The sequence below is a fragment of the Streptomyces sp. S07_1.15 genome (assembly GCF_020739505.1).
Lineage (GTDB): Bacteria > Actinomycetota > Actinomycetes > Streptomycetales > Streptomycetaceae > Streptomyces > Streptomyces xinghaiensis.
Genome location: NZ_JAJBZK010000001.1, coordinates 6,217,055 through 6,231,044, shown reverse-complemented (window position 1 = coordinate 6,231,044; position 13,990 = coordinate 6,217,055). Strand labels below are relative to the sequence as shown.

Annotated in this window: 11 protein-coding genes; 6 read left to right on the top strand and 5 right to left on the bottom strand. The window is 73.3% G+C overall.

Annotated elements, in window-relative coordinates:
• Nucleotides 1-64 precede the first annotated feature (64 nt).
• A complete protein-coding gene (locus LIX60_RS26715) occupies nucleotides 65-1,633 on the bottom strand; it encodes an APC family permease (RefSeq protein ID WP_227961349.1) in 1,569 nt (522 codons plus the stop codon).
• 67 nt (nucleotides 1,634-1,700) lie between these two features.
• Entirely contained in the window at nucleotides 1,701-2,669 is a 969-nt protein-coding gene (locus LIX60_RS26710) for a hypothetical protein (RefSeq protein ID WP_227961347.1), read from the bottom strand.
• Nucleotides 2,670-3,024: 355 nt separating this feature from the next.
• On the opposite strand from LIX60_RS26710, the gene LIX60_RS26705 reads away from it, so the two are divergent.
• The 4 genes from LIX60_RS26705 (at nucleotide 3,025) to LIX60_RS26690 (ending at nucleotide 6,108) form a co-directional block, all read left to right on the top strand.
• Entirely contained in the window at nucleotides 3,025-3,441 is a 417-nt protein-coding gene (locus tag LIX60_RS26705; RefSeq protein WP_227961345.1) for a YidH family protein, read from the top strand.
• Nucleotides 3,441-3,755: a DUF202 domain-containing protein gene (locus tag LIX60_RS26700; protein WP_227961341.1), complete on the top strand. Its 315-nt coding sequence runs from the start codon at nucleotides 3,441-3,443 to the stop codon at nucleotides 3,753-3,755. The genes LIX60_RS26705 and LIX60_RS26700 overlap by 1 nt, the downstream gene beginning before the upstream one ends.
• Before the next feature lie 111 nt (nucleotides 3,756-3,866).
• Entirely contained in the window at nucleotides 3,867-4,889 is a 1,023-nt protein-coding gene (locus tag LIX60_RS26695; RefSeq protein WP_227961337.1) for a phosphotransferase family protein, read from the top strand.
• 4 nt (nucleotides 4,890-4,893) lie between these two features.
• Nucleotides 4,894-6,108 (top strand): acyl-CoA dehydrogenase family protein, encoded by a 1,215-nt coding sequence (locus LIX60_RS26690; protein WP_227961335.1) that lies wholly within the window; start codon nucleotides 4,894-4,896, stop codon nucleotides 6,106-6,108.
• A gap of 106 nt (nucleotides 6,109-6,214) precedes the next feature.
• On the opposite strand, the gene LIX60_RS26685 is transcribed toward LIX60_RS26690, so the two are convergent.
• Both LIX60_RS26685 and LIX60_RS26680 read right to left on the bottom strand, forming a co-directional pair.
• A complete protein-coding gene (locus tag LIX60_RS26685; RefSeq protein ID WP_039821245.1) occupies nucleotides 6,215-6,808 on the bottom strand; it encodes a TetR/AcrR family transcriptional regulator in 594 nt (197 codons plus the stop codon).
• Nucleotides 6,809-6,914: 106 nt separating this feature from the next.
• Nucleotides 6,915-8,570: an AMP-binding protein gene (locus LIX60_RS26680; protein WP_227961334.1), complete on the bottom strand. Its 1,656-nt coding sequence runs from the start codon at nucleotides 8,568-8,570 to the stop codon at nucleotides 6,915-6,917.
• A 254-nt stretch (nucleotides 8,571-8,824) separates the two neighbouring features.
• On the opposite strand from LIX60_RS26680, the gene LIX60_RS26675 reads away from it, so the two are divergent.
• Nucleotides 8,825-10,108 (top strand): exo-beta-N-acetylmuramidase NamZ domain-containing protein, encoded by a 1,284-nt coding sequence (locus LIX60_RS26675; protein WP_227961332.1) that lies wholly within the window; start codon nucleotides 8,825-8,827, stop codon nucleotides 10,106-10,108.
• 118 nt (nucleotides 10,109-10,226) lie between these two features.
• On the opposite strand, the gene LIX60_RS26670 is transcribed toward LIX60_RS26675, so the two are convergent.
• Nucleotides 10,227-13,085, bottom strand: a complete 2,859-nt coding sequence (locus LIX60_RS26670; protein WP_227961330.1) for a penicillin acylase family protein — start codon at nucleotides 13,083-13,085, stop codon at nucleotides 10,227-10,229.
• 251 nt (nucleotides 13,086-13,336) lie between these two features.
• Between LIX60_RS26670 and LIX60_RS26665 the strand changes: the two genes are divergently transcribed.
• A complete protein-coding gene (locus LIX60_RS26665; protein ID WP_227961328.1) occupies nucleotides 13,337-13,954 on the top strand; it encodes a hypothetical protein in 618 nt (205 codons plus the stop codon).
• Nucleotides 13,955-13,990 lie beyond the last annotated feature (36 nt).

Genomic DNA, 13,990 nt, shown 5'->3' with positions numbered 1-13,990 from the left:
TGATCGGACGGTACGGCCCGGGTCCGGGGACCCGGGCCGTACCGTCCCGTGCCGTCGTGGGGGGTCAGCCGCGCGGTGCCGCGGTGCCGGCCGGGGGCGCGGGGTCCGCGGAGTCCGCCTGCGCGGCCGCGGTCCGTTCCAGCTGGAACGCCTGGTTCCCCAGCCCGATCCGGCGGTGCACCTCGGGCCGTACGGAGCGCAGCACCAGTCCGTAGACGAGGCCGCCGGCCACGGCGAGCCCGATGATGCCGGGCAGGACCCAGCGCAGCACCGAGCCGGGCTCGGCGCCCAGCAGCACGTCGAAGTCCTTCACCGTGTAGACGATGATCGTGAGCATCGCGGCGCAGGCGATGCCGGAGCAGAGAAGCCGCCAGGCCTGGGCGCGGGCCGCGCCGCGGCGGACGAAGAAGGCGATGACGGCCGCGGAGGCGGTGGCCATCAGGACGATGACGCCGAGCGCGCCGACGTTGCCCATCCAGGTGAAGAGGTTGAGCACCGGGGCGGTGGGGTCGCCGTGCGGCTTGTCGTCGGTGAGCGCGAAGACGGCGATCACGGCGAAGGAGACGGCGCTCTGCAGCAGCGATCCGGTGCCGGGCGCCCCGCTGGTGCGGGTGGTGCGGCCGAGGGCGGCGGGCAGCAGGCCCTCGCGGCCCATGGCGAAGGCGTAGCGGGCGACGACGTTGTGGAAGCTGAGCATGGCCGCGAACATGCCGGTGACGAAGAAGACGTGCATGACGTCGGTGAAGGTGGAGCCGAGCCGGCTCTCGGTCAGGTGGAAGAGCAGCCCGGCGCTCTGTTCCTGGGCGTCCTGGACGATCCGGGCGGGGCCGGAGGCGATGTTGAGGGCCCAGGAGCTGAGGGCCAGGAAGAGCGCGGCGAAGCCGACGGCGAGGAACATGGCGCGGGCGACGACGACCTGCGGGCGCCGGGTCTCCTCGGCGTAGACGGGGGCCTGTTCGAAGCCGACGAAGGACGCGAAGGCGAAGCAGAGCGCGGTGCCGAGGCCGGCCCCGGCGAGGGTGCCGGGGTCGAAGGCCGTCAGGGAGAGGCCCTGGGGGCCGGGGTCGCCGATGGCCGCGGCGTCGAAGATGACGACCATGCAGACCTCGATGACGAGCAGCACGCCGAGCACCTTGGCGCTGAGGTCGATCTTGAGCCAGCCGAGCACGCCGACGATGAGCGCGGCGGCGAGGGCGGGGATCCACCAGGCGACGGTGAGGCCGAGGTAGGTGTCGGCGAGTCCGCTGACCTCGAAGCCGAAGATGCCGTAGATGCCGACCTGCATGGCGCTGTAGGCGACGAGGGCCACGACGGAGGCGCCGGCCCCGGCCGTGCCGCCGAGGCCGCGGGCGATGTAGGCGTAGAAGGCGCCGGCGTTGTGCACATGGCGGCTCATCTCGGCGTAGCCGACGCTGAAGAGCAGCAGGACCACGCCGAGGAGGACGAAGATCAGCGGCTGTCCGACGATGCCCATCACCGCGTATGTGGTGGGCATGACACCCGCGACCACGAGGAGGGGCGCGCTGGCCGCGAGGACGGAGAGCAGCAGGCCGCCCAGGCCGATGCGGTCCGCGCGGAGCGCCCGTTCCTGGCCCTTGTACGTGCTGATGGCGGAGTTGTTGTCCGTCAGCATGGTCACCTTCCCGCTGGTTGAGGTCTGTCGGCCGGTAAGAGGTGGTGCCGGACGCGCGGCGGGCCGGTCACCGGATGTCCGTCCCGCCGGTGGCGGCGGCATGGGCCGCCCGGTAGGTCTTCCGGGGGTCCCGGTCGGGGTAGGACCAGGGCTCCTTGGTGACATGGCGTCCGATGCGGTGGAAGAGGGCGGCGGCCTCCCAGGGCCGGCCCTCGTGGTACTTGGCGTGCGCCAGGAAGTTGAGGTCCACCAGGCGGCGGGGGTGCTCCTCGTAGCCCCACTCCAGCCACCAGTCGAAGGCCGCCTTCATCACCTGGCGGGCCCGGCGGCTCTTCCAGTGCCCGGAGCGGGTGGGGTCGCGCGGTTCGATGCCGGCGTGGGCGAGGACCCGGTAGCGCTCGGTGTGCGCGATGACGGGCAGGGCGCAGAGCGGCGAGTCGGCGGGGGCCTGTTCGGCGGCCCAGGCGGCGAAGTCGTAGACCTCGTGGAAGGGGTCGTCCCGGTCGCCCTGCTGGTGTTCGGCCAGGCAGGCCGTCATGAGGTGGTGCGCGTGGTGGTGTTCGCGGTGGCGGCCGCGCACCTGGTCGAAGATCTGCAGCCGCTCCTCGTCGGTGCCGGTGTGCCGGGCGAGGATCAGCAGGGCCAGCCAGGGGGACGGGTCGGCGGGGTACATCCGGGCGGCGGCCCGGCAGACCTCGCGGGCGGCGGCCGGGTCCTCCTTGCCGCGCAGCGCGCGGAAGACCTTGGCGCAGGCGTACAGGGCGGCGGCGTCCACGCTGTCGGGCTCGGCCAGCCGCCACTCCTCGGCCCAGGCGGCGCTGTTGGGCTCCATGCCGAGGACGACCAGCCGGTGGCCGCGGCGGTCCCAGTCCCGGCCGGTCCTGGCCAGCAGGGCGCGGCTCTCGCCCCAGCGGCCCTGCACGAGCGCGTCGCGGACCCCGGCGAGCTCCGTGTCGTCGAGGGCCGGGTCGAAGGCGAAGCCGTCCTTGTTACGGGATCTGCCCAGCGGGGGCGGTGGCGGCGGTGGAGGGGTCATCCGTGAGCTTCTTCCTCCACGGCAACACGCCACTTCCCGCCCGGTATGGGGCACTTGTCCGTGCATCTGGCGGACCCGCCGGCGGCGTGATCTCCGCTACACCGGCCGATGATCACAGACAGCAAACCGTTAGTCACCACTCCGCGTCAAGGCGTCCCCGGAGGGCCGTTTCCTCACCGGATGGTTGTTTACATCTTGTTGATAATCGGGCCCGTCCGGCGACCGCCCCCCGCAGTGTATGACCGCAGGCCGGGGGCCCGTTCCGGGGGGAGAGCGGATTCCGTCCCCGGGGACGGCCGCGCTCCGCCTTCACCCCTCGAAGGATTTCCCCGGTCCCTGATGATTGGATGGGGTCATGGCCGGAACTCCGTTCGGAAAAGTGCGTGCGGCGGCCGCCGGAGTGCGGCTGTGGTTCTCCCCCGCCCGGATCCGCTCCCAGGGCGAGACCCCGGACTACCGCTTCTCCCTCGCCAACGAGCGGACCTTCCTCGCCTGGCTGCGCACCGCCCTGGCCCTGGTGGGCGGCGGCTTCGCGGTCGCCCAGTTCCTGCCGGACCTGCACCGTTCGGTGCGGGCCACCGTCGCCGTCGTGCTGCTGGTGGGCGGGGCGCTGGTGGCCGCGCGGGCGGTGAACCACTGGGTGCGGGTGGAACTGGCGATGCGGCGCGGCGAGGACCTGCCCTCCACCCGCTTCCCCGCCTTCCTCGCGGCCGGGGTGATCCTGGTCTCCGCGGTGATGGTCACCACCGTGGCCGTCGGCTGGGCGGGCTGATGACGGAGACGGCCCCGCGCGACCCGGCGGCACAGCCCGAGCGCACCGGTTTCGCCTGGCGGCGTTCGACGCTGGCGGGCACGGTGGCCGCGATCCTGGCCGTGCGGCTGGCCCTGCACGGCGACACCGGGGCCGTCGCCGCCGTGGCGGTGGCCCTGACGGCCGCGGCCTGGCTCGTACTGCTGACCGCCGCCCACCGCAGGATCCGCGCGCTGGACCGGGCGCGGCCCGGGGCCCTGTCCGTACGATCGGTCACGCTGGCGGCGGGCTGCGTCGTCGCCATGGCGGCGTGCGGGACCCTCCTGGTCCTGTGACGCGGCGCCGCTCCGGCGGCCGGCCCGGCTGTCAAGTGCCGCCCGGGTCTGGACGTCATACCGACTGGTCGGCATGATGAGCGGGACGTCCCTTCCCCCCAAGGAGCAGTGATGAGCAAGGACCACCCGCCCGGCCTCGACCTGGACCGCCTCCGCGGCCATCTCGACCGCGAACGCCCCGGGCTGGTGCGGGGGCCGCTGACCGCCCGGCTGATCGAGGGCGGCCGGTCGAACCTCACCTACGCGGTCACCGACGGCACCTCCCGCTGGGTCGTCCGCCGGCCGCCGCTGGGCCACGTGCTCGCCACCGCCCACGACATGAGCCGCGAGCACCGGGTGATCAGCGCCCTGCACCCGACGGCCGTACCGGTGCCCAAAACGGTACTGCTCTGCGAGGACGAGTCCGTCATCGGCTCCGCCTTCTACGTCATGGAGTTCGTGGAGGGCACCCCCTACCGCAAGTCCGAGGAGCTGGTCCCGCTGGGGCCGGAGCGCACCCGCGGGGTGGTGCTCGGGCTCGTCGACACCCTGGTCGCGCTGCACGCCGTCGAGCCGGAGGCGGTGGGCCTCGGCGACTTCGGGCGCCCGGAGGGCTTCCTCGACCGCCAGCTGCGGCGCTGGGGCAAGCAGCTCGACGCCTCCCGCAACCGCGAGCTCGCCGGGATCGACGAGCTCCACGCCGCCCTGGGCAAGGCGCTGCCCGGCTCCCCCGCGCCCGCCGTCGTCCACGGCGACTACCGGCTGGACAACGTCCTCGTCGGCCCCGACGACTCCGTCCGGGCCGTCCTCGACTGGGAGATGTCCACCCTCGGCGACCCGCTCACCGACCTGGGGCTGCTGGTGATGTACAGCGGTCAGCGCGCCCTGCCCGGCATGCCGATCAGTACCACCGCCGGCGCCCCGGGCCACCCCGCCCCGGCCGAGCTGATCGAGCGCTACGCCGCCGGCTCGGGCCGCGACGTCTCACGGATCGCCTGGTACACCGCGTTCGCCTACTTCAAGCTCGCGGTGATCCTCGAAGGCATCCACTACCGCTACACCCTCGGCCAGACCGTCGGCTCGGGCTTCGACCGCATCGGCGCCCTCGTCCCGGTCTTCATCGACAACGGCCTCACCACCCTGCAGGAAGGCTGAGCTCATGGATTTCGCATTCGACGCCCGTACCGAGGAACTCCGCACGAAGCTCCTCGCGTTCATGGACGAGCACGTCTACCCGGCGGAGCGGACCGCCGAGGAGCAGCGGGCGGAGCTGGCCTCCCAGTGGGACACGCCGCCGGTGGTCGAGGAGCTCAAGGCCGAGGCCCGCCGGCAGGGGCTGTGGAACCTCTTCCTCCCCGACGAGCAGTACGGCGCCGGGCTGACGAACCTCCAGTACGCCCCGCTGGCCGAGATCACCGGCCGCAGCCCGCAGCTCGCGCCCACCGCCCTGAACTGCGCGGCCCCGGACACCGGCAACATGGAACTCCTCGCCGAGTTCGCCACGGAGGCGCAGCGCAAGGAGTGGCTGGAGCCGCTGCTCGCCGGCGAGATCCGCTCCGCGTTCGCGATGACCGAGCCGGAGGTGGCCTCCTCCGACGCCACCAACATCGAGACCCGGATCGAGCGGGACGGCGACGAGTACGTCATCACCGGCCGCAAGTGGTACATCTCCGGGGCGATGAACCCGGACTGCAAGATCTTCATCGTGATGGGCAAGACCGACCCCGAGGGCGCGGACGTGCGCCGCCAGCAGTCCATGGTGCTCGTTCCCCGCGACACCCCGGGCGTCGAGGTCCGCCGGGCCATGAAGGTCTACGGCTACGAGGACGACCACCACGGCGGCCACGCCGAGATCGTCTTCGACCGGGTCCGCGTCCCGGTGACGAACCTCGTGGGCGAGGAGGGCGGCGGTTTCGCCATCGCCCAGGCCCGGCTGGGCCCCGGCCGGATCCACCACTGCATGCGGCTGATCGGCATGGCCGAGCGGGGCATCGAGCTCATGTGCCGGCGCGCGGTGTCCCGTACGGCGTTCGGCAAGCCGCTGGCCGAGCAGGGCGTCGTCCAGGGCTGGATCGCGGACGCCCGGGTGGCCGTCGAGCAGCTGCGGCTGCTGGTCCTCAAGACGGCCTGGCTCATGGACACGGTCGGCAACCGGGGCGCGCACACCGAGATCCAGGCCATCAAGATCGCCACACCGCGCACCGTGGTGGCCCTGCTGGACCGGGCGGTGCAGCTGCACGGCGCCGCCGGCGTCAGCCAGGACACACCGCTGGCGGAGCTGTGGGCCGCGGCCCGGACCATCCAGCTCGCCGACGGGCCGGACGAGGTGCACCAGCGCTCGCTGGCGCGCCGGGAGATCAAGCAGTACCGCTGAACGGCGGGCGGCCGCCGCGGGCACCGCGCGGCAGACCGGGGCGGGCCCGGACCGGAGATCCGGTCCGGGCCCGCCCCGGTTCCCGCCGCGCCGGCCGTCCCGCCGGCTACGGCCGCAGGGCGCGCAGCAGCAGGTCGGCGAGGTGGTCGGCCACCTCCTGCTGGGTGAGCGGTCCCTCCGGCCGGTACCAGGTGGCCAGATGGTGCACCGAGCCGAAGTGGTAGTCGACCACCAGGTCGGCCGGGGTCGCGGTGGAGAAGACGCCGGTGCGCTGCCCCTCCTCGATCAGGGCGCGGAAGCGCTCGTGGTAGCGCCGCCGCTCGGCCCGCACCTGCTTGTTCTTCTCCGGGCTCAGCTGGTGCATCGAGCGGAAGAAGATCGTCGCGTCGTCGAGGTGTTCGAGGGTGGTGACGACGACGTCGGCCGCCGCGCCCCGCAGCCGCTCCTCGACCGGGGCGCCGGACTCCGCGAAGGCGTCGAGCCGCTCCTGCTGGAGGCGGAGCACCCGGCCGTAGATCTCGTGCAGCAGATCGTCCTTGGAGCCGAAGTAGTGGTAGAGGGCGCCCTTGGTCACCCCCGCGGCCTCCACGATCTCCTGGACGGACGTCCGGTCGTAGCCCCGGTCCGCGAAAAGGCGGGTGGCGGCGGCCAGCAGCCGCTGCGGAACCGGTGCTCCGCTGCCCTCCGTCGTTCTGGCCATCACCGCCACCTTGCCTCTCTGCTCTCCGTGTCGTGCCGCGGCGCCGTGGCGCCGCGCCGTCGTGCCGCGCCGTCCTGTCACGCCGCCCTGCCGCTGCCCGCGCCGGTCAGTCCCGGACGCGCAGTTCCCGTCGCAGGATCTTCCCACTGGCCGTCTTCGGCAGCTCCGGCAGGATCTCGACTTCCCGCGGGTACTTGTACGCGGCGAGCCGCTCCCGGCAGTACGCGACCAGTTCGGCCGGCTCGGCGCGGGCGCCGGGCCGCAGGCTGGCGTACGCCTTCACCGACTCGCCCCGGTACGGGTCCGGGACGCCCACCACGGCCGCCTCGCGGACCGCCGGATGACTGTAGAGGACATCCTCCACCTCGCGCGGCCAGACCTTGAACCCCGAGGCGTTGATCATGTCCTTCTTGCGGTCGACGACGTACAGCCAGCCGTCCGGGTCCATGAAGCCGATGTCGCCGGTGCGCAGCTCACCCCCGGGCAGCGCGGCCCCGGTGTCCTCCGGCCGGTTCCAGTATCCGGGCACGACCTGCGGACCGCGCACCACGATCTCCCCCGGCTCGCCGAAGGGCACCTCCCGGCCGTCCTCGTCCAGGATCCGCACCAGGGTGTCGGCGCCGGGCACGCCGACCGCGAGCGTGCCGGAGACGGGATCGACCGGCGCCTCCAGGTGCGGCGGGACGCTCGCGCAGGGCGCGGTGCACTCGGTGAGGCCGTAGCCGTTCCGGATGTACGGGCCGAAGTCGGCGCGGAACTTCTCCACCAGGGCGGGCGGCAGCGGGGCGCCGCCGGAGGCGATCATGGCGAAGGAGCTGAAGTGGTCGCGGGTGCAGGACGGGTGCGCGGCCAGCGCCATGAAGGCGGTGGACGGGCCGACGGTGAAGGCGGGACGGTGCTCGGCGAAGGCGTCGAGGACGACCCCGGCCTCGAAGCGGTACGCGAGGGCGAGGGTGCCCGCGCCGGCGATGGAGGTGGCGAGCTGGACGACCATGCCGGTGATGTGGAAGAGCGGGGCCAGCCCGAAGATCCGGACGCCGTCGCCGAGTCCGGCGCCGGCGCGCATCCGCTCGGCGTTGTGGGCGATGTTGCCGTGGGTGTTCATGGCGCCCTTGGGGGCGCCGCTGGTGCCGGAGGTGTAGCTGATGAGCGCGGTCCCGCCGGCCCCCGGCTCCCGGTCCGCCGGCGGCCGGCCGCCGCTCCGCGCGGCCCGGAGCAGGTCGGTGGCGTCCTCGGCGCGGGACGCGCTGTGCCCGGGCAGCACCCGGGTGTCGTTCCGGGTCTGCAGGTCCCGCTCCTCGGCGGTGTACGCCAGGCGCACCGGTGAGTCGGAGGCGGTCCGGCGCAGGAAGGCCTCCCAGGCGTGGCCGGAGCAGACCAGGGCGGTCACGCCCGCGTCGGCGAGGACGTGCGCGACCTCCCGTTCCTTGTACATCGGGTTGACGGGGACGACGATGCCGCCCGCCTTCCACGCCCCCAGCAGCGCGATCACGAAATGGGGGGTGTTCTGCAGGACCAGCGCCAGCCGGTCGCCCCGCCGGAAGTCCCGTGCGGCGAGGTGCGCGGCGAAGCCGTCGGAGAGCTCGTCGAGCCCGCGGTAGTCCAGCCGGGCGTCGAAGTAGGCGAGGGCCGGGTGGTCCGGGGCCCGGCGGACGGCGTCGCGGAAGGCGTGGAGTGTGGTCTCCGGCGGATCGACGGGGGCCCGCTGGGCCTCGCTGAGCAGCTTGAGCCAGGGCCGTGCGGCGTAGATCGACTCGGGCATCGGGCGTCCCCTCCGGTTTCGGCTGCGGCCTGTCCGTACCGCGGCCCGCGGCCGGTGCCGGTGGCGCGGGCGGCGTCCGCACCGCACACTAACCGGTCGGTATGTCATGGGGGAAGGGTGCCGGGAGCGGCCGGACGGCGGCCGCCGGGGTCGTTCCGCGCGGGGCTCCGGCGGGTTAGCGTGCGGGTGCACAGCGCAATCGCCGGGGCCGGCGCCGCCGCGCCCCGGTCCGACGCCGAGCCCGGAGGTGCTGGATGTCCCTGTCCCGGAGAAACCTGCTGGCGGTCACGGGAGCCGTCGGAGCGGTGGCCGCCACCGCCGCGCCCGCGGCCGGCGCCGAGGCGGCGGGCGGCCGGTCCGGGCGCCACGGCGGGCCCCGGGTCCGTACCGGCTTCGACCGGCTCGCGGCGGCGGGCTACGCGCCGCTGGAGGGGCGGAAGGCCGGGGTGGTCACCAATCCCACCGGGGTGACGGCGGAGGTGCGCCATCTGGTGGACGTCATGCACGCCGACGAGCGGGTGAACCTGACGGCCGTCTTCGGCCCCGAGCACGGCTTCCGCGGCACGGCGCAGGCGGGCGGCTCCGAGGGCCGGTACGAGGACCCGGCGACGGGCCTGCCGGTCTACGACACCTACCTCAAGAGCGGGCAGGAGCTGGCGGACATCTTCACCGCCTCCGGCGTGGACACGGTCGTCTTCGACATCCAGGACGCCGGCTCCCGCTTCTACACCTACATCTGGACGATGTACGACTGCATGGTCGCCGCCGTCCTCGCGGGCAAGCGGTTCATGGTGCTGGACCGGCCGAACCCCGTCACCGGGCGGGGCGCGTACGGGCCGGTGCTGGAGAAGGAGTTCGCCACCTTCGTGGGCCGGGAGCCGATCGCGCAGGCGCACGGCATGACGGTCGGCGAGCTGGCGCTGCTGTTCAACGCCGAGTTCGTGCCGGAGGCGGCCGGGCGGGCGGTGGAGCTGGACGTGGTCCGGATGTCGGGCTGGCGGCGCGGCGACTTCTTCGACGAGACCGGGCTGCCCTGGGTGCCCCCGAGCCCGAACATGCCGACACCCGAGACGGCCCTGGTCTACTCCGGCACCTGTCTCTTCGAGGGCACCAACCTCTCGGAGGGACGCGGCACCACCCGGCCGTTCGAACTGCTGGGCGCCGAGGGGATCGACCGCCGCTGGGCGGAGGCGGCGAACGGGCTGGAGCTCCCCGGGGTGCGCTTCCGTGAGGCGTACTTCCAGCCGGTCTTCTCCAAGTTCCAGGGCCGCACGGTCGGCGGGGTGCAGCTGCACGTGCACGACCGGGAGGCGTTCGACCCGGTCCGCACCGGAATCGGGCTGCTGGTCACCGCGAAGCGGGTGTGGGACGGCTTCACCTGGCGGTCCGACCACTGGATCGACAAGCTGACCGGCAGCACCTGGGTCCGTACGGCGATCGACCGAGGGGCGGACACCGACGAGGTGGTGGCGGGCTGGCGGGCGGACCTGGCGGCGTTCCGCCGGGTGCGCGCGGAGCACCTGCTGTACCGGCGGTGAACGGCACGCGTGCGCCGGAGAGTTGACGAGCCCGGGGTCCCCGGGCCGCGCACGCCGCCGGGCGGCGGCCGGTGGGTGCCGGCCGCCGCCCGGGGTGGTCGCCTCGGGACGTGACGTCTCAGCGGTGCCGGGGGAACTCCACCACCTGCTGGTAGGTCGGGCGGTTCTGCCAGTGGACGACCGGGTGCGTGATCCCGCCGACCGGCCGGTGGATGATCGCGTCGGAGCACCACTGGTCGCCCGGCTCGCAGTCCGCGTCGCCCGGGTAGACCTCGGTGGCCGGGGTGGCGGCCGCCCGGGTGAGCGTCGTCAGCAGGACCTCGCGGCAGGCGGAGAGGTCCCCGCCGCCGCAGAACTCCTCCTCCAGACCGCCCGCGACCGGCTCGCCGAGGACGGCCCGGAGGTCCTTGTCGACATAGCTCCACCAGCCGGCGAGGAAGGCCGAGCCCGCGTGCCCGCCCGTCGCGCCATGGCTCGCGGACGGCGACTCGTCCAGCGGCAGCTTGGCGCGGAAGGCCTCGTAGAGCGCGTCGCCGAGGCCGGGGGCGAACTGGGCCTCGACGAGCAGCGGCCACCAGGCGTCCATGGTGCGGATGGCCTCCGCGTGGGCGTAGGTCCGCGAGCCCGCCTTCGTCTCCTTGCGCTGGGCGCCGCCGGCCGCCCAGGACTCCAGCCGCTGGACGGCCTCGGCCGCCGCCGGGTCACTGACGGCACCGCCGCGCAGGACCTTGAGCAGTACGGGCAGGACGGCCTCGCCGCGCAGGTCGGTGACCCCGGCCTCGGCCATGACGCGGGTGAGGGAGGCGCGGGTGACCCCGCCCTGCTCCGTCAGCCGCTTCACCCGGGTGTCGAGCAGGTCGCCGCGGTGGACGGAGCCGTCGCCGAAGCCGGCCGAGGTGTAGTCCCTCGCCTGCTTGTTGTTCCAGGAGATGTAGTAGTCCTGGTTCACCGACTGTGGGTGCTCGGCCGCCGGGGTGTACGCGGCGGTGTTGGGCCCGGGATCGAACTCCCGCCACTCGTAAGCCTCTTCGGCCTTCACCGGCAGTGAGGCGTCGACGCCCCCGGCCCGCACCGGGTTGCTGCCGCTGTTGAAGTAGGCGGTGTCGCGGGAGTCGGCGTAGAACCAGTTGAAGGTGTAGTTGACGTGCTCGGCCGCGCGCTGGAAGGACTGGGCGTCCGTGACGTAGCCGGGGTCGTTGAACATCTGGAAGCCGATGATCGACTCGGCCTCGTGGCGGTAGGTGGAGCGCAGTGAGGTGAAGGCGACCGGCTTGCCGTCCACCGTGGCGCGGTGGGTGACGATGCCGTAGTCGGTGCGGAACACCTGCATCCGGTAGGAGCCCCTGGCCGTGGAGTCGGCGAGGGAGGGCTTCCAGGCGTTGCGCTTCTCCAGCTTCTCCATCGGCTCGCAGGCTTCGCCGTCGCGGTAGTGCGAGGAGTCCTTGGTGGGGGCGGAGCCGTCCGGCTCGCACAGTTCGACGGCGTAGGTGTCGGTGATGTCCTGCCCGGCGGAGGTGGCGCTCCAGGCGTAGTCCTGGCCGCGGCCGAGCTGGACGTACATGCCGACGCCGGCGAAGGACGCGCCGCGGGCGCTGATGCCCGGGCCCTGGAGTTCCTGGAGCATCAGCAGCTGGGGCGCGAAGTAGCCGGTCTGCGGGCCGAAGACGGCGACGGGGTTGCCGCTCGCGGTGTGCGCGCCGGAGACCATCAGGGCGTTGGACATGCCGTGCGGCTTCGCGAACAGGTCGGCGGGGAGCACCCCGTCGTCGTGGAGGTTCCGCAGCTTCCGCAGGTGTGCGGGCGCCTTGACCGGGTTCTCGGCGTCCTTCACGGCCGTGCCCTCGCGGTCGTGGACCAGCGGCTCGGCGGTCACGGAGCCCGGGTCGGGCAGGGCGGCGCCGCGGGGGTTCTCCGGCTTGCCGGCGTAGGGGAAGGACTCCCCGTCGTGCAGGGTGAGGACGGCCTCGGGGTCGTTGCGCTGCCGGAACGCCTCCCAGACGGCGGTGCCCTTCTCGGTGCCGTACTTCTCCTGCGCGGCGAGCAGCGCGATCGCGGACTGCACCTCGCCGCCGCCACCGCCGCCGAAGAGGGCGCCGACGACGGAGGCGAGCGCCACCATGTCGGTCAGCTCGAACTTCTCGATGGTGCCGATGTTGGTGATGGCGTCGACATGCCCGGTGAGGACGTACTCGCCGGGGAAGTAGCGGCCCTTCTTGGACTTCTCGATGTAGGCGTTGATGCCGTCGAGGTAGGCCCGGGAGTCGGCCATGGCCTGCGCGCCGCGCTCGCCGGAGGCGGCGATCCGGTCGATCTGCGCCTGGAGGTCGGCCTCGGTGTACGGGGCCTGCGGCCAGAACTGCTGCTCCAGGCCCTGGTTTCCGGCGGCTCCGCCCGCGAAGGGGGTGAGCTCGCCGCGGCCTATGTGGCGGAAGAGGTCCATCAGCCAGAGCCGGTCCTGGGCGGCGGCGTATCCGGCGCCGAACTCGGTGCCCTCGCGGGTGGTGCCCTGGATGTGCGGGACGCCGGTCTTCTTGTCGCGGGTGATCGTCACGTCGTCGCGGGGCCGGGTTACGGACTCGACCTGGTCCTCGGGAACGCCGAAGGAGGCGTCGTTGAAGAACTCGGCGAGGGAGGCGTCGGTGAGGGAGGGGTGGCCGGCGACGAGATCGGTGTACGGGCCGAGCTGGTCGGAGCTGTGCTTGGGCCGGGTACCGAGGGTGCGGTGGGCGAGGATGCCGGCGAGAGTGGCGTTGCCGTTGGCGCCGGGCGGGAGGATGTCGGAGCACTGGTCCGCGCAGTAGTCGTCCGCGGAGGCGGAGGTGACGGCGGAGGCGGTGGTGGCGGCCGGCGCGGAGGCGGCGGCGGGCGGGGGCGGGGAGAGCAGTCCCGCGCCGAGGGCGAGCAGCGCGGTCGTGAGAAGAGCCCCGCGCGGACGCGGGACTCTGCGGCTGAGGGAACGCGGACGGCACCGGCGCATTCCTGCTCCTTCCAGAAGGGGGGTGCGCCGGACGTTACCGCTGGGTACAGGAGCACGGAAGGGAGCTGACGTCAGATTTTCCGATGGTCCGTCAGAGGTATCCGCTATCCGGTACCTGACGGTGCGCCGGCCGGGACGCAAGAGCGCGCAACCGGACAGTTTGCGGTCAACTCCCCGGAGCGGGAGCCATTTCGGGTCGCGGTACGTCCATTCCACATCGCCGAAGCACGAGCGACGGAGGTGGGAGACGAATGGCAGGATTCAGAAGTCTCGCCGAACAGGTGCGTGACCCCCGGCTGACCCCCGAGCAGCGCCGCACCGCGCTGCGCCGGTGCCTGGAGAAATTCGCCCCGTACGGGCACCGGGCGACCTGGCACCATCTGTGCGGCCGGGTCGGCATCGGCACCGAGGACCGGCGGCCCGGACCGGACCGGCTGGTCGCGGCCCTGGCGGAGCTGGAGGAGGCCCGCCGGGTCTGGCTGGCGTACGACGTGGCGTTCGGTGTCCGCCGCAAGCAGGAGAAGCGGCTCGGCATACGGCAGCCGAGCGCCCTGGACGACTGGCACCGGTGCACCTGGGGCGGCTGCGGAGTGGCCTGGTGCGACGATCCCCTGGTCCACCCGGCGGCACCGCTGGCCGACGTGCTGCGGCGCATCATCACGGCGCTGGAGTCGGAACCCGGCTCCCTCTGCCCGGTCTGCGACTCGCCCCGTATCGCCTGGCGCGGCGGCCTGGACCACGTCCCCAGCTCCGGCCCGGTCTGCACGGACTGCGGCATCGTCGTGCCGGAGCCGGTGCTGACCGAGCAGGCCCTGGCCGCCTCCCGCCGGTCACGGCGGCCGGCCCTGGCCTCCGCCACCACCCCCTGAGACAACCACGACACGGGTTTCCCGGCCCCGCCGCGC